16 protein-coding genes and 1 tRNA gene are annotated in these 20,060 nt (G+C 66.9%); 11 read left to right on the forward strand and 6 right to left on the reverse strand.

Features of this window, described 5'->3' with window-relative positions:
* Nucleotides 1–591 precede the first annotated feature (591 nt).
* On the reverse strand, nt 592–1,920 hold the full coding sequence (locus VHL31_RS25790; RefSeq protein ID WP_329664118.1) for a glycosyltransferase family 4 protein: 1,329 nt from the start codon (nt 1,918–1,920) through the stop codon (nt 592–594).
* Nucleotides 1,921–2,215: 295 nt separating this feature from the next.
* Between VHL31_RS25790 and VHL31_RS25795 the strand changes: the two genes are divergently transcribed.
* Both VHL31_RS25795 and VHL31_RS25800 read left to right on the forward strand, forming a co-directional pair.
* Entirely contained in the window at nt 2,216–3,493 is a 1,278-nt protein-coding gene (locus tag VHL31_RS25795; RefSeq protein ID WP_329664119.1) for a glucosamine inositolphosphorylceramide transferase family protein, read from the forward strand.
* Between the two features lie 80 nt (nt 3,494–3,573).
* Nucleotides 3,574–5,088 (forward strand): oligosaccharide flippase family protein, encoded by a 1,515-nt coding sequence (locus VHL31_RS25800; RefSeq protein ID WP_329664120.1) that lies wholly within the window; start codon nt 3,574–3,576, stop codon nt 5,086–5,088.
* On the opposite strand, the gene VHL31_RS25805 is transcribed toward VHL31_RS25800, so the two are convergent.
* A complete protein-coding gene (locus VHL31_RS25805) occupies nt 5,089–6,144 on the reverse strand; it encodes a sulfotransferase (RefSeq protein ID WP_329664121.1) in 1,056 nt (351 codons plus the stop codon).
* A gap of 236 nt (nt 6,145–6,380) precedes the next feature.
* Between VHL31_RS25805 and VHL31_RS25810 the strand changes: the two genes are divergently transcribed.
* The gene (locus tag VHL31_RS25810; RefSeq protein ID WP_329664122.1) at nt 6,381–7,127 is read left to right on the forward strand and encodes a GntR family transcriptional regulator; all 747 of its coding nucleotides are present in this window, start codon (nt 6,381–6,383) and stop codon (nt 7,125–7,127) included.
* 32 nt (nt 7,128–7,159) lie between these two features.
* Here VHL31_RS25810 and VHL31_RS25815 read toward each other — a convergent pair whose 3' ends face one another.
* Nucleotides 7,160–7,399: a DUF4170 domain-containing protein gene (locus tag VHL31_RS25815; RefSeq protein ID WP_329664123.1), complete on the reverse strand. Its 240-nt coding sequence runs from the start codon at nt 7,397–7,399 to the stop codon at nt 7,160–7,162.
* Nucleotides 7,400–7,505: 106 nt separating this feature from the next.
* On the reverse strand, nt 7,506–7,778 hold the full coding sequence (locus VHL31_RS25820; RefSeq protein ID WP_329664124.1) for a hypothetical protein: 273 nt from the start codon (nt 7,776–7,778) through the stop codon (nt 7,506–7,508).
* Between the two features lie 429 nt (nt 7,779–8,207).
* Between VHL31_RS25820 and VHL31_RS25825 the strand changes: the two genes are divergently transcribed.
* From VHL31_RS25825 to VHL31_RS25855, 7 genes are all read left to right on the forward strand, one after another.
* A tRNA-Lys gene (locus VHL31_RS25825) sits at nt 8,208–8,282 on the forward strand.
* 537 nt (nt 8,283–8,819) lie between these two features.
* Entirely contained in the window at nt 8,820–9,962 is a 1,143-nt protein-coding gene (locus VHL31_RS25830) for a hypothetical protein (protein ID WP_329664125.1), read from the forward strand.
* 322 nt (nt 9,963–10,284) lie between these two features.
* Nucleotides 10,285–10,719, forward strand: a complete 435-nt coding sequence (locus VHL31_RS25835) for a cyclic nucleotide-binding/CBS domain-containing protein (protein WP_329664126.1) — start codon at nt 10,285–10,287, stop codon at nt 10,717–10,719.
* Between the two features lie 94 nt (nt 10,720–10,813).
* Complete coding sequence (locus VHL31_RS25840) at nt 10,814–15,286, forward strand: PAS domain S-box protein (RefSeq protein WP_329664127.1); 4,473 nt, start codon at nt 10,814–10,816, stop codon at nt 15,284–15,286.
* A gap of 151 nt (nt 15,287–15,437) precedes the next feature.
* Nucleotides 15,438–15,917: a methanogen output domain 1-containing protein gene (locus VHL31_RS25845; RefSeq protein ID WP_349262557.1), complete on the forward strand. Its 480-nt coding sequence runs from the start codon at nt 15,438–15,440 to the stop codon at nt 15,915–15,917.
* A gap of 1 nt (nt 15,918) precedes the next feature.
* Nucleotides 15,919–16,917 carry a sensor histidine kinase gene (locus VHL31_RS25850; RefSeq protein WP_329664129.1) on the forward strand — a complete coding sequence of 333 codons (999 nt, stop codon included), beginning with the start codon at nt 15,919–15,921 and terminating at the stop codon, nt 16,915–16,917.
* Entirely contained in the window at nt 16,892–17,383 is a 492-nt protein-coding gene (locus tag VHL31_RS25855) for a response regulator (protein WP_329664130.1), read from the forward strand. The genes VHL31_RS25850 and VHL31_RS25855 overlap by 26 nt, the downstream gene beginning before the upstream one ends.
* Nucleotides 17,384–17,442: 59 nt before the next feature.
* Here the strand turns inward: VHL31_RS25855 and VHL31_RS25860 are convergent, their stop codons facing one another.
* Complete coding sequence (locus VHL31_RS25860) at nt 17,443–17,949, reverse strand: ferritin-like domain-containing protein (protein ID WP_329664131.1); 507 nt, start codon at nt 17,947–17,949, stop codon at nt 17,443–17,445.
* A 107-nt stretch (nt 17,950–18,056) separates the two neighbouring features.
* A complete protein-coding gene (locus VHL31_RS25865; RefSeq protein WP_349262558.1) occupies nt 18,057–18,941 on the reverse strand; it encodes a transglutaminase family protein in 885 nt (294 codons plus the stop codon).
* A 341-nt stretch (nt 18,942–19,282) separates the two neighbouring features.
* Between VHL31_RS25865 and VHL31_RS25870 the strand changes: the two genes are divergently transcribed.
* Nucleotides 19,283–19,495, forward strand: coding sequence for a cold-shock protein (locus VHL31_RS25870; RefSeq protein WP_329664133.1), 213 nt, complete (start codon nt 19,283–19,285; stop codon nt 19,493–19,495).
* Nucleotides 19,496–20,060 lie beyond the last annotated feature (565 nt).

Below are 20,060 nucleotides of genomic sequence, written 5' to 3' on the forward strand. Positions count from 1 at the left end.
CTGCGGTCGCTTCGTCGACGCATGATAGCAGAAGTTCGGCGTCACGTTCACCTGCACCTTTTTGACGCTGCTGGCCTCAATAGTGCCAGCGAAGTTGAGCACGCTGCACGCATTACGAGCACCTGACCACAACGAGTGTTAGCCTGATACGTTGCCTGCTTATGAACGACTCTACGTCAGCAACACCCGGGTCCGATGCACCCGGACCCTTGAAATGCCGGCCAAGCCGAAAAGTCATGGGGGTATGCCCTACCGGACCCGACATCCCATCCGATCCAGGACACCGCACGCCAGTACCGCTTCCTGCTGCCAGCGAACAGGTGCCGGCCGCAGAAGCCGGCTCCCGATCTCGCTGGTTATGGAGCGATGGAGGCATGGTTGCATCAGCGGGCCCTGATAGGCACGGTCCCGTGAACGGCTCCAGCCGTGATGTCCCTCCTGCTGGTCTTGGTGCCGGTGTCGGCCGGATCGCCGAAGGTTCCCCGGGCCGTTGCTGGCGTCGTGCATATCCCGGCCCCAGGCGGCTGAAAATGCACAGGATCGCACCAACGTACTTTCGTACAGCCGCGGACCCGGAGAAGGTCGAGGCAGTCAGGCCGCGTCTTGCGCCGGAAGCCGTGCATAGACTTCTGCCAGCCGCGCGGCAGCGCACTGCCAGGTCAAGGATGCCATGGCCTGGACGCGACCGGCCTGCCCGAGGCTGTGGGTGCGGGCGGGGTCGTCGAGCAGCCGCGCGATCGCGCGCGCCAGGGCCTCAGGATCGCCCGGCGGAACCAGCAGGCCGGTGGTGCCGTCGTCGACCAGGTCCAGCAGTCCGCCATGTCCGCTGGCCACTACCGGCAGGCCCGATGCCATCGCCTCCGCCACCGGCAGGCCGTAGCCCTCCCGGCACACGGAAGGCTGGATCAGCAGGTCGGCGTCCTGGTAGATGGCGGCCAGCCTGTCATGCGGCTGGGGCCCGGTCAGGCTCACGCGCTGGCGCAGTTGCGGGGGGACCAGCGCCAGCAGCCGCTGCACGAGCGTCGGGCCCGGGCGCCAGAACTGCGACACCATCGCCGCGGCACCCCTGCCGTAGAACCGCCGCACCGTCTCGGCCATCGAGGGCGTGTTCTCCGCCATCAGCCTGGCGTGGCCGAGCGGCAGCAGGCCGACGGGGCCGACCAGCTCCAGCGTCAGATCCGGATAGGCTGGCGCCAGCCGGGCGAACGCCTCCAGGAGCACGTGCGGCCCCTTCTCCGGCGACACCCGCCCGACCATGATCAGCTTGCGGATCGGGCGCGGCCGACGCTCCTCCTGGTTCTGGCTGAACAGCTCCGGATCGATGCCGTTGCCGATCGGCCAGATGCGGTCGGCATGGGATGGCAGGCGGGCCTTGAGTGTCTCGCTCAGCCAGCGGCTGCAGGTGACGACCGCGGCGAACGGCTCGACCTGCCGGGCCGCGAGCGCCGGATCGATCCGCGTCAGCATATCGTCGTGAAGATGCAGGACCAGAGGCACGCCCGGGAGCGCCCGGCGGAAGACCGGACCTGCGGCCGCGGAAGTCATCAGGTGGACGATGTCCGGCCGGAGCGGAACGAGTGCCGCCGCGGCACGTTCGAAATAGCCGCGATAGTAGGCCGGCGACATCAGCCGCGGCAGCGGCCGCGGATCCAGCAGTTCCAGCAGTTTCTCCAGGTTCCGGCTGCCCGCCTCGACCCGGTGGATTGGATAGCCCCGGTCGGCGTGCTCGATCGACGCCTGCCCGGGCTTGATCGGTCCGACGGCCGTCGCCCGGACGCGCTCCCCCAGCGCCTTGACCAGTTCGGCCAGGACGATGGCGACCGAGCCCGACTGGCGGCCGGACGCCTGGAGCCCGTCTCTGGGCTGGCTGACGAAGGCAACATGCCGTGGCGCCACAAGGTCGGCTTCGGGCGCCATCATGGGGTGCGTCTCGTCGGCGGTACGTGTTGCGATGCGCATATCGGGCGCGCTAGTTGAATCTATGAGCACGTCGCGTACCGTCACGGTTTGGAGCGGCCGAACCGCCCGACAGCCCGACGGACGAGTGCAGCGATGGCTCGGAAAAGGTCGACGCCCGTAATCGGGCGTCGGTTCACGACAACGGGAACGAGCCATCACAAAAGTTGCGCTGACCCCGGATGGCGCCCGCAGCGCGTTCGGGCTGAACGTCCGCGATGCCATCGCCCGGATAGCAGCTTCCGTCGAGCTGGTTGAGTTGGACAGGCCCGGTGAACTGCCTGATCTCGATCTTGTGATCGATCTTGAAGGCAACGCCAGCGTCCATGCCCTTCCTCCAAGCCGCCTCGGCGTCTGGCGCTTCCTATGGGACGGCGCGGCCTCGCGCACAATGGCCGGTGCAGGCGCGCTTCGGGTCGGCCGGCGCGACAGCGTGGTCGAACTGGTAGGCCCGCAGGGCGTGCTGGAACGCTCGCGGATCAAGACGATCCCACACAGCCTGCCTCGTACCCAGGAGCGGCTGCTGGCCGCGGCAGCCATCATGCCGGCCCGGACGCTCGTTCAGTTGGCGGCAGGCGTGCATGCGCCACCTGCTGGTCCCGGCTGCCAACATCCCCCTGAGGTCGACAAGGTTTCCCGCGCTGCGCAGCTGCGCAATCTCTGCCATCGGGTCGCCCGTGAGGCATGGGAAGAACAGTGGCGGGTCGGCATTCTCGACCAGACGCCGGACGAGATCCTGGACGGGATCGACGCCCGGCGCCTTCGCTGGCTGCCGCCGCGGGCCAACGGCTACCATGCCGACCCGTTCGGCATCGCCGCGACCGACGCCGGGCACGAGCTGATCCTGGCCGAGGCCTACGATTTCGCCGAGCGGATCGGCTACCTGGTGGCCGTCGAACCGGACGGAAGCGAACGGACCGTCCTGCGCGAGCCCTTCCACCTGTCCTTTCCGCAGATCGTCGACCACGAAGGACGCCGCTGGCTGCTGCCCGAGGCCAAGGCCGCGGGTTGCGTGCGGCTCTACGAAGCGCAACCCTGGCCCTCCGCCTTCAAGCGCGGCCCGGTCCTGATCGAGGGCCTTTCAGCTGCCGACCCAACCCTGTTCCGCGACGAGCACGGCTTCTGGCTGTTCGCGGGCGATGGTGCTGCCCAGGACGAGACGACGCTCCTGCTCTTCCACGCACCCGACCTGCTGGGCCCGTGGCGGCCGCACCCGATGAACCCGATCAAGGTCGACCTGGGCTCCGCGCGGCCGGCCGGGCCGCTGTTCCGGGCCCGCGGCCGCCTGTGGCGTCCTGCACAGGACTGCAGCTCGACCTATGGCGGTGCCATCGTGCTGAACGAGGTGCTGGCCCTCACGCCGGACGTCTATGCCGAGCGTCCGTCCGTCCGGCTGGCACCCGACCCGGCCGGCCCCTGCCCGCACGGCCTGCATACGCTCACCCCGTTCGGCCGCGGCTTCCTGATCGACGGCAAGCGCGAGTTCCGCTCCCTGCGGCGCTGGATGGCGGGACTGCGCGGGCTGGCCGGGGCTTGAGGCCATCTTGAAGTTGATTCAATCGGCCCGCTATTCAGGTTTTGGCGAAGGAATGGCGACTGGCGCAGGAGCGACCTCGGTTGGCAGATGAATCCGTGGAGCCCTCGTCGCCGGTCGCCGGCGGGATGACGGCGCCAGCCGCAGCCCCCGACCACCGCAAGACGATGCGCGCGCTGACCTTCAACATGGCCGCCATCGTCGCCGGCAAGGTCATCGCCGTCGTGGTGGGCCTGGTGAGCATCGCCCTCATCACGCGGGCGCTGGGCCCGGAGGGCTATGGCGAATACCGCACCATCCTCACCTTCGTCTCCTTCGTCAGCATCGGCTCGGATCTTGGCCTGCAGCTGGTCGTGCTGCGCGAGCTCGGCCGTCCCGGCCGGGACCATCGGCGCCTGATGAGCGCAGCCATGCTCCTGCGCCTGCTCATCTCCACCGGCGTCCTGACCACCGGCGCCCTGATCGGCATGCTGATGCCCTACGAGGGCAACGTGGCGAAGGGCATCCTGGTCGCAGCGCCCTACTACATCACCTTCCAGTCCGCGATGATGCTGCAGTCGATCTTCCAGCGGCATCTCCGGCAGGGCCTGCAGGCGGTCTCGGAGACAGTGGGCGGCCTCGTCATGCTGGGCCTGGTCTGGCTGGCGCTGCAGGCGGATGCAGGCGTCGTGCCGATGGTGGCGGCGATGCTGGGCGGCGGTCTCGTGCAGCTCGCGATCGCCTGGCCGCTGGCGAAGCGGCTCCAGCCATTCCGCTTGACGGTGGACCTGCCGATCTGGCGCGAGCTCCTGGTGACCGGCCTGCCGCTCGCCGGCTCGCGGGTAATCCTCACCGTCATTCTGCGCGGCGACGTCCTGCTGCTCTCCTTGCTCGCGACCGACGTCGCGGTGGGCCTCTACGGCGTGCCGAGCAAGATGTTCGAGATCCTGTCCACCCTGGCGGTCCTGTTCAACGGCATGCTCATGCCGATGCTGGTCACGGCACTCGAGCGCGACGACAAAATCACAACCGACAGTACGGCCGGCCACGCGTTCACCGCCATGCTGGTGTTCGGTGCCGGCGTCATCGCCGTCTTCGCGGCCTTTCCCGCCGAGGTCCTGACGATCGTGGCCGGCCCGGCCTTCGCGGCGGCTGCGCATGCGCTCACCCTGATCGCCGTGGCGATCGCCGCGAACGCGGTGGCGCAGGTTGCGCGGCACATGCTGACCGCGATGAACCGGCAGCGCGATGCGCTGGTGGTGGACAGTGTCGGCTTCGCGGTGGCGCTGACCAGCTACTTCACGCTCATCCCGCTCTACTCCTATCTCGGCGCCGCCATCGGCACGGCCGTGACCGAGACCACCTTGTGCGTCGGGCTGCTCCTGGCGGTGCGTCGCCTGGGCTTCCGCCCGCCTCTGCTCGCATCGGTCATCAAGCTCGTCGGGATCTGCATCGCCACGACCTTCGTCATGCTGGCGCTCGCCAGGTTCGGGATCGCCTGGCCGCTGGCGATGGTGGTGGGCGGCATCCTGTTCTTCGGCCTGGTCGTTGCGACCGGCGCGGCACCGCCCGCCTACGTGAACGCGCTGCTCAAGCGAAAGAAGCCGCGGCCGGTCTGATCAGCGGCCGGACTTCCTGCCCAGCACCTGGCGAAGCATTTGCCCGTACAGGCTGGTGTTGCCGCTGCGGAAGCGGATGTCACCCTCCGCGGCCAGCCGCTGGCGTTCCTCGGCCTTGAAGGCGCGCCAGGCGGCGACTTCCTTTGCGAGCTGGGCCGGGAGCGTCGCGTAGCCTCCTTCGCCTGCCGGCAATGGAGCGTAGCCCAGCCGCTTCATCGCCGGCCGGGCGACCAGCTCGATGAGCCGGATCTGGCTGATCTTCAGCTTCTTCCGGTAAGCGTCGATGGACGCCGTGTTCACCGGCCGGAAGACGCCCTCCTTGTAGGCCTGGTCCTTGAACATCACGTCGCGCGAACGGTGGAAGTCCAGCATCGCCGGGTCGTACGGCTCGCCCACCACCGTGCAGACCTTGCGCACCCAGGTCTCCGGGTCCTGCACCAGATCCTCGTAGCGCAGTTCCAGATAGTTGCCTGGATGGGCCTTGCCGCCCGTGGCGAAGCGATGCGCGGCCTCCACGTCGATCCGCCACTTGATCGCCGCCGTGATGACGTCCTTGGACGTGCGCGGCAGCTCGACCCGGGAGGCTACGTTCGCTCGCGGATCGCGCACCAGATGGATGATCCGCGCATCGGGGAACATCGCGAGGATCGCGTCGAGATGGCGCACGTTCCAGGGCGTCTTGTCGCCGAAGCGCTCCTTGCCCCGCAGCCGGGCATAGGTCTGCATCAGCTTGAGGAAGAACAGCGGATAAGTGGGCTCCGCCGCCTCCTTTATCTCCGCGCAGACCGCGGCCAGCACCTCGTCCAGACCGTTCCAGTTGTGGAAGTGATCCATGTTCGGCAGGCGGTCGAAGAAGGCGTCGATGGCACCCGGCGCCTTCAGGTCGGGCACTTCGTCCCGGACCTTCACGATGATGTCGAAATAGATGATCTCGTCCGCGACCCCGATGCGCGGATGCGCGTCCAGGATCCGCTGGAACAAGGTCGTTCCGGATCTGGGCGCGCCCACGACGAAGATGGGCGCAACATCGGCGAAGACCGGCTCGACCACTGACATTCCTCGGGCTTTCCCTGGCCGCTCCCGGGCGGCGCTCGTTCCGCGGGTCATTTACCGCGTAGCCGGCGGCACGACGAGGCACGGCACGGACACAATCGGCAAGCAGCGCATGTTCGTCGCACTGGAGGGCAGCCCGGCGTGGTTTCCCGACCGGTGACGACACGCCGCGCATCAGATCGGCACCTGCTTCCAAGCGGCGGTGCAGCCCTTATATATCAGATGAAAGAGAGGCTGCGTTGACCCCTAAATCGGCCGGACCTTCCAGCACGGGCGATCCGGCCGCGGATCGCCAGGAGTATCCCGTTGCCCGCGGCACGAGACGGCCCAGTGCTGCCGTGGCCATCCATGCGGCGCTGTGGGACGAGATCGTGTCGCTGGCCCGTATTCCGGGCAGCCCCGTCAGCGAGCGGGCGATCGCTGAGCAGTTCGGCGTGAGCCGCACGCCGGTGCGGGAAGCGCTGCTGCGGCTGGCGAGCGAAGGGCTGATCGACCTCGTGCCGCAGATCGGCACGTTCGTGGCGCGCATCGCGCTGGACCAGTTGCCCGAGGCGATCCTCGTGCGTCAGGCACTCGAGGAGACGACGGCAAGGCTGGCGGCCGAGCGGGCCCTGCCGGCCCACCTGCAGGCGATGAGCCAGGCGATCGACCGCCAGCAGGCCGCGTCCGCCGCCTCGGACATCGAGCAGTTCCATGCCGCCGACGAGGAACTGCACCTGCGCATCGCGGAGGCGTGCGGCCACCCGGGGATCTGGCGGCTGGTCCGCCAGGCGAAGGTCCAGCTCGACCGCTACCGGCGGGCCACCCTGCCCCAGATCGGCCGCCTGCCCAAGGTCATGGAGCAGCATCTCGGGATCGTGGATTCGATCCGCGCCCATGACCCGGAACGGGCGGCACGGCTGATGCGCGAGCATGTCGGTGCCCTGGTGGTCGATCTCGCCGCGATCCGTGCGCTGCACCCGGACTGGTTCACCGAGCGTTCCTGACGCCCTCGCGCGGACGGCCGTGGCGGAACGGATCAGCCGGCCGGCGTCACCAGGCTCGGATCGGGCTCCAGCAGACGATGCAGGTGCACCACGAAGTAGCGGACCTGCGCATTGTCGATCGTGGCCTGCGCCTTTGCTCGCCACGCCTTCTCGGCCTCGGCGTAGTTCGGGTAGACGCCGACGATGTCGAGCTTCGAGAGGTCGGCGAATTCCACCTTGGACGGGTCGGTGAGTTCGCCGCCGAATACCAGGTGCAAGAGTTGCTTGGTCATCCATTCCATCCGGGGCCGGATATCGAGATCGAGCTGCTGCCGGACTGCCTGCCGGTCGGTGGAATGAGAACCGCCTCTTGTCCGCGCAGCGACCCGCGCTCGCTGCTCAATCGAGCGATGCGTCGGGACGTTCCATCACGCGATGAAACATGGGGAGTTCCACCTGCCAGCGTCCGGACCGGTTCCGGTGAAAGCCGCTGAGCATGGCTTCGACCGTCACCTCGGCGCCGCCCTTCGTGCGCACGCACATCAGCACGCGCGGGCCCTCGATCTCGCGGACACGGCCGGTCCAGGTGGATCCGGCTTCGACCGGCGCCTGACCTGCGGTCTGGCAGACGGGCAATACCGTGATTTCGTCATCGAGCAGCAGTCTGCTCATCGGACCCCCAACCGCCCTTTTGTTCACCCGCGACGCTACCGCAAGCAGCGGACCAAGTCACGTGGCCAAATGCGCGCAACTCTCTGGCGATATAGATGATCACTAGCTGAACGTTTCTCCACAACGTGAGGCCAGTAAAATGGTAGTCACGACAGCCTGCTTGGCAGGTTCAACAACGAGTGAACGGAAAGCAACAGCTGCTGCGGCTGACGAATACTCATATGGCGATGGTCGTCGCCTCCTTGTGCGCCACAGGCATGCTCCGCTGGTCCATCCATCATGTGGAGGTGTCACGGTCATGCCTGGGCCACCCTCCGTCCCGCTGGACGTCGATGCCAGCGGTGATGACGCCACGGGACCAGGGGCCGGCCTGTCCTCATCGTTTGCGGCGCGCTGACAGATCGGCTAACTCCGTTGCGCCGCCGGGCCGGATCCCTAGCTCAACGGTAGAGCGTCCGACTTTTAATCGGCCGGTTCCGGGTTCGAATCCCGGGGGATCCACCAGACGAGACACCACCTCCCGATCGTGACCGGCAGCGGAAGCCCCGTGCGGCTGTCGTCCTGTCGACATTGACGCCCGCTTTCAGCTCGGCGGCCCTACCTTGCATTACCCCAGGCTGGATCCCCGCGGGCCGGTTGTGTCGGCCCGCGCCTGGCACCTGTGCATGAGCAGGGCGAGCCCGATAGGGCAGTCCGATCCGTCCAGGAATGAACACTCCGGTTGGCCGCGCATGAACGTACAACCATAGGTTCAAACCGGCTTGCTGAGGACGATATTCATTCCATGAACCGGATGCAATGAAATGCTCAGCATCCTACGGGATCTTTAACCAAGATTAAAACTCAGTCACGTCTGAAGATCGGTCGCCTCAGGCAGTTTACTCGCCGCGAAACTTCATGGCAGGTTGTGTGGAAGAAGAAGCGCCTCAATCATTTTGCATGCGAGGTCGCTGGTTCGTTGACCAGAAATACTGGCCCGGCCTGATCTAGCACGGCATGTCTTGTTCCAGTCCTGGGGGGGACATTATGAGGTTTGCCAAGGTGACCGCACTTGGTGCGGCCGCGATGCTCGCCTTCTGCGTGGCGACGACCGCTGTTCCGTCTGATTCCTGGGCGGTCCGCAACGACCAGGCTACCTGGCCGGTGGCCCAGAGCGGCTGGCGCTACAACCTCACCGTCATGCGCGAACAGGCGAAGACCAGTTCAGCCAAGGCCGCGCAATACGCCGGCTACCTGACGAAGCTCGACGTCGACGATGCCTATGTGGTCGCGTATGCGGCGGCGCTGGCGGCCAAGTTCGGCGGGACACCCCCGACCGAACCGCCAGTCACCCCACCTTCCAATGGCGGCACTGGCGAAACTCCGCCGACCGAACCGACCGATCCGCCTGACAACGGTGGCAATACCGGCGCCCGCAAGCATGTCTACCAGGGCTTCCGCTACAACAAGATGCCGAACTTTGCCGGCTGCGGTCTGAGTTCGCTCAAGATCTTCTATGAGGGCGAGTTGTTCGGCGGCAAGTCCAAGAGCCAGCCCAACATCAGCCAGCTCAAGAACGTCATCGTTCCGCAGATCCTCAAGAAGAAGTGGGACTATGTCGTCATCGACATCGAGGTGTGGGACGAGATCACCGAGATGGACAAGCTCATCCTCGCGATGAAGACCATCCGGGACGGCGTCCGCGCCGGCGGCGGCACTTCCAAGCTCGGCTACTACATGATGCTGCCGGAGAAGAACTGGCTGGCCCCCGTGCAGAACAGCGCCACCAAGACCTCGAAGTGGCGGGCCAATAACGACAAGTTGAAGCGTCTGGCCGACGAGGTGGATATCATCTTCCCCTCGCTCTACACGCTCTACGACAACCAGGGCGACTGGATCAAATACGCCAAGGCCAACATTGCCGAGGCGCGCCGCTACGGCAAGCCGGTGATGCCCTTCATCTGGCCGCAGATCCATAACTGGAACAAGGAGGACGGCCAGAAGTACATGTCGGCCTCCTTCTGGAAGACCCAGCTCGAGGTGACGTTCGATCTGAGCGATGCCGTCATCATCTGGGGCTCGATGACCACAGTGAAGGGCAGTCGCGGCTGGGACACCTGGCGGAGCGGCATGCCATGGTGGGAGGTCACCAAGTCCTTCAACCGGTCTAACGCGAAGGCCGAGTTCAGCGGCTGCAACGCCTGATCTTTCCGGTCCGCCGCTGAAAAGTGCCCCGCCGCAAGGCGCGGCATTCTCATTTCTTGCGACAGCCAAGGGGCGATCGGGCCTCCGGTTCCACCCAACAGACCTTACGGGCATGCCATCCTGGCCTCTTCTCTGGCCTCGATCTTCCTGACGACAGTCCTATTTCATCCACCTTCGATGATCATCATCCGCCGCCTGCCGCGGAGCGTTTGCGCGCACGGCCCCTGCCCGGCACGGCACCGTTGCACGGCCCCCTGGTTCTGGCAGCATGATGAGCCATGACACCACCCGAGGGTGTTGGGCGACGCACGGGGAGATGCAGATGACGGACCGCCCTGTTCGGGACTTGATCGAGCGAGACCGGCTGGTCAGCGCGGGACCCGACGACACGGTCGAGGCCGCCGTCCGGCGCATGGCCGAGAACAAGTGCGGGTGCATCCTGGTACTCGAGGGTGACCGTCTGGTCGGCATCTTCACCGAACGCGACCTCGTCCTGCGAGTGGCCGGCGCCGGCAAGGACCTGCCCGGCACACGGCTGGTGGAGGTCATGACGCCCGAGCCGGACACGATCGAAGCCGACCGGCCGGTCCAGGACGCCGTCCGCAGGATGGACGAGCTGAGCTATCGCTACCTGCCGGTCACCGAGGGCGGCCGGGTCATCGGCGTCCTCAGCATGCGCAACCTGCCTTTCGGCACCCTGCTCGGGATGCAGTGGGAGCTTGACGAGCGGCAGGCGGTTGCCGAGCGTCTCTGGTAGGCCGGTTCACCTCCGCGCGTCACGCCATCGGGTTGATTACCCGGAAGAATTGCCCCTACCCTGCAGCCCGTTGTGATCGCCGAGGGGATCCGCGTTGGCCGAGCCCAAGGCATCGTCGAGCGAGCATGCGTTCTTGGCCGGCGGCGGCGAGGCCGCCAGACGTATCGCCGCTCTCGACTGGTCCGCCACCGCGCTGGGGCCGATCGACATCTGGCCGGCTTCCCTGCGGATCGTGCTGGGCGTCGTGCTGAACTCCGGGTTTCCGAGCTTCCTCGCCTGGGGGCCGGGCCTGCTCAGCTTCTACAACGACGCCTACTGCCCGTTCCTGGCGGGCAAGCCTGAGGCCCTGGGCCGCCCCTTCCCGGAGGTGTGGCCGGAGATCTGGCCGGCGGTGGGGCCGATCGCCCACGCCTCCATGAGCGGCCAGGCGAGCTTCCACGAGAACCTTTCGCTCGTCATGGACCGGGGCAAGGGTCCCGAGCCCAGCTGGTGGACCTTCTCCTACTCGCCGGTACGCGACGAGAACGGTGCGGTGGGCGGTGTTCTGTGCAACGTGCACGAGACGACCGCCACGGTGGTGGCGCAGGAGCGCCTGCGGTTCCTGGTCTCCCTGGCGGATGCGCTGCGTTCGGCCACATCAGCCCAAGGCATCGCGCTGGTGGCCGCCGGGGCCATCGGCCAGTACCTCAGGGCCGGCCGCGCCGGATATGGCGAGATCGATCCCAGCGGCGAGATCGTCTCGGTCACCCATGACTGGACCGCCGGTGCCATGGCCTCGCTGGCGGGCCAGGCACGGATCCTGGATGCGTTCGGCCCGGCCATCATCGCCGAGCTGCGCAGCGGCCATACGCTCGTGATCGAGGACTGCCGCACCGATCCGCGCACGGCCGACCCACGCTACCTGCCGACCTGGGACAGTATTGGCACCCGCTCGCTGATCGTGGTGCCCCTGCTCCGTGACCGGCACCTCGGCGCGATCCTCTACGTTCATGCCGAGGCGCCTCGGCGCTGGACCGACGTGGAGGTCACCCTCGTCGAGGACGTGGCACTGCGGACCTGGAGCGCCTATGCGCACGCCCAGGCTGAAGAAGCGTTGCGCAGCCAGGAGCAGCAACTGCAGGCGGCCATCAACGCGGCCGATCTCGGCACTTGGGAGGTCGACCTTGTCTCGGGCGCGTCCGCGCGGTCGCTGCGCCACGACCAGATGTTCGGCTACACCGAACGGCAGGCCAAATGGTCGCCGGACATGCTTCGCCGCCACGTGGTCGAGGCGGACTTGCCGGTCGTCGAGGCCGGGCTCGAGACCGGCCTGCGAACCGGCGTGATCCAGTACGAGGCGCGCGTCCGCCAGCCCGACGGCTCGATCCGCTGGATCGCCCCGCTCGGCCGGGCCATCCTGGACGACGCGGGACGTGCGATCCGCATGGTGGGCGTGGTCCAGGACGTGACCGAGCGCAAGGAGGCCGAGCAGGCGATCCAGGCGAGCGAAGAGCGCTTCCGGATGCTCGTGGATTCGATTGACGACGTTTTCTACGTCACCGATCTCGACCGCAACCAGCTGCTCTATCTGAGCCCGGCCTATGAGCGGATCTGGGGCAGGCCCGCAGCCGCGGTCGAGGCCGACCTCGGACGGTTCTTGGAGACCGTCCATCCGGACGACCGCGACCTCCTGGTCCGCTGCAAGCCGCAGCAGGTGGCCGGGGAGCCCACCTCACTGGACTACCGGATCATCCGGCCCGATGGGGAGGTGCGCTGGATCCACGACCGCAGCTTCCCCGTCCACGATGCGAGCGGCGGGCGTCGCGCAGCGGGGCTGGCCACCGACGTGACCGAGCGCAGAGCGGCCGAGCGGCGCTTGCGTGAAAGCGAGGGCCGCCTGCGGCGAGCCCACGAAGCCGGGGGGATCGGCGACTGGAGCTGGGACATCGCGACCAATGGCCTGACCCTGTCCGACCAGTTTCCCAGGATGCTGGGGCTGCAGGCCCAGCATCTGCCACGGACCCTGGCCGCGTTCATGGCCCTGATCGTTCCTGCTGACCAGGCGCGGGTTGCAGCCGAACTGGCACCACTGCTGGCGGGGGAAGCGCAGCGTCTTGAGACCGAGTTCCGGGTCGTGCACCCCGATGGCCAGCAGCGCTGGCTGGTCTGCACGGCACAGAGCGAAGGAAGGCTGGCGGACGGCCGGCCGAAGCGGATCGTCGGCGTCGGCCACGACATCACCCAACGCCATCAGGCGCAGGCGGCGCTGCGCGAGAGCGAGGAACGGCTTCGCCTGGGCCTGGCGGCGGGGCAGATGGCGACGTGGGAATACGACCTGGCAAGTGGGACGGTCGCCCGCTCGCCGAACGCTGTGGAGTTGCTGGGCCACGGCACGACCGTGGGCGACTTCCGGAGCCGGATGCCCGCCGGGGATCGGGAGGCGGACCGGGCGCGGCTCGATGCTGCCCTTGCCAGTGAATCCGCCCATTACGAAAGCGAGTTCAGGTACCGCCATCCGTCCGGCCGCTGGATGTGGCTGCAGGTCCAGGGCAGCGTGGTTCGTGACGATCTGGGGCGGCCCTGCCGGATCTATGGTGTCTGCGTCGACATCACGGCCCGCAAGGAAGCCGAATTGGCCCTGCAGGAACTGAACGCGACGCTGGAGGCGCAGGTCGAGCTGCGCACCCGCGAGCGCGACCGGGTCTGGCAGGCCTCGCGCGACCTGATGTGCGTGGCCCGGCCGGATGGCATCCTGCAGAACGTGAATCCTGCCTGGAGCCGGATGCTGGGCTGGCACGAAGACGAGTTGATCGGCCGCCACGCTGCGGCGTTCCGTCATCCGGACGACGCCGGGCGCCTCATGGAGGACCTTGCAAGGCTGACCTCAGGCGGCGACGAGACGACCTGCGAGGCCCGCTACCTCCATCGCGACGGCAGTTCCCGCTGGATCTCCTGGTCCTGCGAGCAGCTGGACGGCCGCATCTACTGTGTCGGGCGGGATGTCACCGAGGAGAAGATGCGGGCCTTTGCCCTGGCCGAGAGCGAGCGGCGCTTTCGCGCGATCTTCGACACCGCCCTGCAGTTCATGGCGCTGCTGGATCTGGATGGCACGGTGCTGGAGGTCAACCGGACCGCCATGCAGTGGAGCCGGATCGAGCCAGGTGACATCGTGGACAGGCCGTTCTGGCTGGCGCCCCCGATGCGCGACAATCTCCAACTGCAGATGGCGATCCGCCGGTCGATCCAGCGCGCGGCCGCTGGCGAGGTGGTGCGCGAGCAGCACGAGATGCGCGGTGCCGGCGATGTGGTGGCGACCGTGGACTTCTCCTTGAAGCCCGTGCCCGACGAGCATGGCCGACCAGTCGGGCTCGTGGCGGAAGGGCGCGATATCACAGACCTCAAGAACGCGCAGGAACAGTTGCGGCAGGCCCAGAAGATGGAGGCGGTGGGCCAGCTGACGGGCGGCATCGCCCATGACTTCAACAACCTTCTCCACGCCATCCAGGGCAGCCTGGAACTGATCCGCCGCAAGCCGGACGACACCGAGCGGGTGGCCCGATGGGCCGAGAACGCCCTGAAGGTCTCCGAGCGCGGCGCCAAGCTGACCGGGCGGCTGCTGACCTTCTCCCGCTCCCAGCGCCTGCAGCTGAAACCGGTGGCGGCCGGAGAGCTGATCGCAGGCCTGGGTGATCTGCTTCCGCACACGCTCGGCCGGATGATCCAGGTCGACCTCGATCTCGACGCGCTCGACGTGGTGGTGCTGGCGGATCCGACCCAGCTCGAGATGGCCGTGCTCAACCTGGCGATCAATGCCAGGGACGCCATGCAGGGCGGCGGCCGCCTTCGGATCGGGACCCGGCTGCGGCACATCGAGCAGGATCCGGCACTGGCGGCGGGCGACTACCTGGAGATCACCGTCGCGGACAACGGCACAGGAATGTCGGCGGACGTCGCCAGCCGCGCCTTCGACCCGTTCTTCACCACCAAGGGAGTCGGCAAGGGCACCGGCCTCGGCCTGAGCCAGGTCTACGCCTTCGCCCTGCAGGCTGGCGGCACGGTGAGGCTGGCATCGGTGCCCGGCCACGGCACCACCGTCACCATCTTCCTGCGCCGGGCGGACGACGCGACGGTTGCCTCAGGCGGCGAGGTCGCGAAGGAGGTGGCGCCACCTCCCGGCCGACGGGCCCGGATCATGATCGTGGACGACGACGAGGATGTCCGCCGCATCCTGGCGGAAACGCTGACCGCCCTGGGCTATCGGGTCGACGAGGCCAAGGATGGCGCCGATGCGCTCGACCTGTTGAAGTCGGTCGGGCCCGACCTGCTCATTCTCGACTTCGCCATGCCCGGCATGAACGGGGCCGACGTGGCCAGGGCTGCGAGGTCGCTGCGTCCCGATCTTCCGATCGTGTTCGCGACCGGCTATGCCGAGACTGCCGCCATTGACGCGGTCGCCGGCGCTTCGCAGCTGATGCTCCGCAAGCCGTTCGGGCTGCATGAGCTGGAAGCCGTCGTCATGGCGGCCCTCGACCTGACGACCGGGCAGCAGGTCACGGGCGGTCCGTCCGACGACGCACCGGCCTCGTGACGGCCGCGGTATGGCTGGCCTAGCGGATGCGCATGGCGTACTGAACGTGTAGATATACATATCCTGCAGTGCATGCGGGGAGGATTTGGACGTGGGCGAGGAACCGGCGACAGCCGCAACGGCGGACATCCCCTTCGAGCGCGACGTGTTCATGCGGACGTTGTTGCGGGAGCTGGCCGGCACGCTCCAGGATGTCGTCGGGCTCGACGAAGCCTCGGGTTATATCAGCGTTGTCGGTTCGGCGGTCGGGAAGAAGCTGGACCAGACCTACCGGACGGCCCTGAAGGTCGACCACCTCTCGCGCCAGCAGGTCGGCGAGGTGCTCGTCGACCTGAAGCAGCGCATTCAGGGCGACTTCCGGATCGTGGAAGAACAGGAGGATCGCCTTGTCCTGGCGAGCCGGACCTGCCCGTTCGGCGAGTATGTCCGGGGCAGGCCGTCCTTGTGCATGATGACCTCGAATGTGTTCGGGTATATCGCCGCCGAGAACCTGGGCTATGCGAGGGTGCAGATCGACGAGGCGATTGCCCGCGGCGATGGTGGTTGCCGGGTCACCGTGTTCCTCACGCCTGCCGAGCGGCCGGACGGAGCGCGAGAGTATTTCCGCCAGGACGAGCTGCTACGGTCCTGACATGGAGGGACTGGCACGGCTCATCCGGGACCCGGTCATCCTCGTCGATCGGCATGGTGGCCTGCTGGACATGAACCAGCCGGCAGCGGCGATGGTCGGCTGGCTGGTGCCCAGCCCGCCCGGTGACCTGTTCCAGTCCATTCAGGGCTTGCGCGATCTCCTGCGTCTGGCTTCCGGGACGGCCGAGCCTGTGATCGGCGGCCTGCAGGTGCCGACCAGGGAGGGCGAGAGCAACCGGTTCCGCGCCCGCGCCGTGGTCAACAGCCGCCTGGAAGGTCAACTCACCTTCGCCGTGCAGCTGCTGGACACTGCGCAAGACAAGTTCTCGATCCTCTCGCGTCGGATCGAGGAGCTGAACAGCGAGATCGTGGCCCGCCGTGCCGCCCAGGCACGGCTCGAGGAGACGCTCGCCCATAACACCGTCCTGTACCAGGAATTGCAGCACCGGGTGAAGAACCACCTGCAGATGATGCTGGGCCTGTTCGCGACCGCCCGTCGCGAAACCGCGGATCTGTCGACAAAGGGGCTGATCGAGAAGCTTGAGCTGAAGCTGCTGACCATCTTCGAGGCGCAGCAGCTCATGTACAGGACCGACGCGCCAACCGGCGTCGATGCGACTGACCTGCTCCAGGCAATGGCTCGCATCTTCCAGCTCCCGGCCGGCGAGACCACTCGGATCGTCACCCGGGCCGATCCGCTGGACATTCCGAACGACGCCGTGTTCCCGCTGGCCCTCGTCATCTGCGAGCTCGTCTCGAACGCCATCACCCATGGAGCACCAGCCGGCAGCGGCCATGTCGAGCTGTCGCTGCAACGGATCGAAGGGGGCTACCAGCTGATGGTGCAGGATGACGGACCCGGCTTCGTCGCGCCGGCAGGCAGACGGCGCTCGTCCGGGCTGGGGCTGGTCCGGGGGCTCTGCCGGCAGCTGGGCGCCGAGCTCGACATCCCTCGCGCAGAAGGAGGACTTGCGATTGTACGGTTCTCTGGCCAGACCTGACGCCTTGGCCCCGGCAATGGGTTGGACGTCCGGCGGACGCGACCCGACCGATCCGGGGGATGGGACCGAGGACACGGACGGCCACCCTGGTTGCGGACCGGGCTTCACGAGGATCCTGGTCGTCGAGGACAACTGGCTGATCGCCACGGAGCTCGAAGCGGCACTGATGGATGCGGGCTACGAGGTCGTGGGCCTCGCCACGAGCGCGGACCAGGCCGTGCAGCTCTGCAGCGACGAGCACCCGGACCTCGTGCTCATGGACATCAGGCTGCGGGGCGAGCGCGACGGCGTGGACGCGGCCGTCGAGGTCCGCCGGCGCTTCGACATCCCGACGGTCTTCCTAACGGCGCATGGCGAGCCGGAAACCCGGCAGCGTGCCGATGCAGCCCGGCCCCTGGACTGGATCCTCAAGCCGATCTCGAGCCCCGATCTGATCCGGCGGCTGGCACGGATCGGCAAGTCCTGACGTCGCGGACCGGCGCCGCCGTGAGGCCGCGTCGCTTCAACGGTTCGTCGCCATGGGTTTCAGCCCACGCCTTCGTACGAGGCGGCCGCGGCGCGATGCATGGTGCGGATCGCAATCTTGGACAGCAGCTCGCTGGCTTCCCTGCTGTCGCGCAGGGCCAGACCCAGCAAGTGCCGGTCGTTCTTGCGCTTGAGGATGTCGGCAATCGGCACCGCACTGCCATAGGCAGCCGCCTGGTAGTGCAGGCTGCGCTGGGCGACCGCGGTCAGCCCCGCGTCGCGCACGTCCGGGTCCGATGTCTGCGTGATCATGTCGTCGCCAAGGCCGATGATGACCTGCATGGCCGCGGACGAGGCGTGGTCCGGCTCGTGCCCGATCTCGGTCAGGATCTGGTCCAGCATGTGCCGCCGCTGCAGGCACTGCTCCTGGTACTTCTCCAGGGCGCTCTTGAGGTCCTTGTGCGCCGTCGCGAGCAGCAGACGCGGGAGAGCCTGGGAGAGCTCCGTCTCGGCACCATACAGATCCTCCAATTGCTGGAGGTAGAGCTGTTCCAACGTGTGAATCATCAAGACCAAGTGTCCTTCAAATTGGTCGCCGCGGCAACACGCCGTGGCGACGGATGGATCCCGCCTGCTTGGCATGGCGGGCGAATGGGGGGATGCTCCATCGCCCGTCAGGACGAGGTTGGCACCACCGTGACCTCGACCGTCATCGCCTCGAGCGCGTCCGACGTGCCGACGAAGCTGCCCGAGACCGGCATGATCTGCCTGATGTCCCGGCCGACGGCGACCGGAACCAGGTTCCAGCCGCCGACGACCCGGTTGGTCGGATCGAACGTGATCCAGCCGGCGCCGGGCAGGTAGACTTCCGCCCACGCATGGGTGGATCCGCCCCCCGATGAACCGATCGACTGCGCGTCGGGGCTGTACAGATAGCCGGAGACGATCCGGGCGCCGAAGCCCAGGCTGCGGACCGCCTCGGCAAACAGGACCGCGAAGTCCCGACACGAGCCCCATCCTCGATCCAGCGTCTGTACCGGCGCCTGCGTCCCCTCGTCATCCCGGCTCTGGTAGGAGATCTGGGTGGAAACGCCGGCACTCAGGTCCTTCAGAAGCGACAGCGTGTCGGTGGGGACGCTTCGGATGAAGCCCGCCGCCCATGCACGCAGCCGCCCGTCCGGATCCGGGTATTGCTGCACCGTCATCGCCCCGAGATCCGTCCACTCGGCTTCCTCGTAGGTGAACGGATAGAAGTGCGCCGACGCGGCGACGTCGAAGACCGGCCAGGCGGCTGCCCGCAGCTCCAGTTCAACCCGGCTCTCGATGACCAGCAGGTCGCTCGAGCCCTGGAAGTTCGCTGTCGCCACGCTGTTGCCGAACACGTCTTGCGCCCAGGTCACCGGAGCCGGTGGGGTCACGGTCACCTCCACCGACTTCAAACGCAGGTCCCGTGTTTCCCGCGGCCGCAGCATCAGCCTGTGCGGGCCCAGCCAGACCTTCTGGCTGTAGTGGTATGTGGTCCGATGGCGAATCGCGAGGATGACGAACTGCCGCTCCATCGGCTCAGATGGCGGTCCCTGCAGGCCGCATGTCCGCCAGGACAAGCTGCCGATGCCCTCGCAGAACGAGCGGCCGGACGCTCAAGTGAGTTGTGCATGATAATGAAGAACGCTCTGTGCAGCAATGTGCAAACAGCGAAAAGACTCCGCAACGACGAAAACAAATATATCACACTTGATCATGGGGCGTATGACTATCATTTCGATGAAGGTCAAGGCGACGTTCATCGATTGTCTCGTCCGCCGATCGAGGTCGGCAGGCCAGGAGTCCATGGCGCCGTTTGACGGTGACGGCTCACAGTTCTCGTGAGTTCGTCATGCCTACCAAGACAGGATCTTTTATGACTACTGGAACCGTCAAGTGGTTCAACTCTCAAAAGGGCTTCGGCTTCATCACGCCGGATGAGGGCGGCAACGACGCCTTCGTTCATATCAGCGCCGTGCAGAGTTCGAACATTGGCGACCTGCATGAAGGCCAGAAGATCGAGTACGAACTCGTGAAGGACCGCCGGACCGGCAAGGTCTCGGCCGTCAATCTCAGCTTTCCTGCCTGACCGCATGTCTTTCGCCGGGCCTGTCCCGGCCGGCCTTGCCGGCTAGCGCCGATCGCCCAAGGCAGCCGCTTCCAAAGCGGTTGACCGGCCGACGGGAATGCACCGGTAGCGCCGACCGACGCTAAGCCCGGCATCGAACAATGGCCCCGCACCTCATCGAGGTGCGGGGTTTTTGTTGTTCCGGATGACAAAAAGACCGAGCGCAGATTGGCACAGGACCGAGCTGATCCTCATTCCCCTCAGCAATGGGCGGCCACCCCGTCTGAGGGCGAGCTACTTGATCCACGCTTTCAGATGGGCTGCAGAATCAGGCACTCGATCATGACTTGAACTCCACCAGTGCCCGGAGCGCAGGCATGACCTCGTGTGCATCGGCAAAGGTTGCGCGTTCAGCACGGTTGATCATTGCCGCGTACAGCCCCTTAGGAGACTGCCGCGAAACCCTGGCCTTGGCCGTGCTGCTGTGATTCGATCCTGGTGAAGCAGGATGGGGGCGTCCGATGGTGCGCAAGGCGGTGGGTCAGGTGAGCCTGGTGGAAGCGCTGCTGCCGGCGGCCTTTGGCAG

The organism is Geminicoccus sp. (assembly GCF_036263595.1).
GTDB lineage: Bacteria > Pseudomonadota > Alphaproteobacteria > Geminicoccales > Geminicoccaceae > Geminicoccus.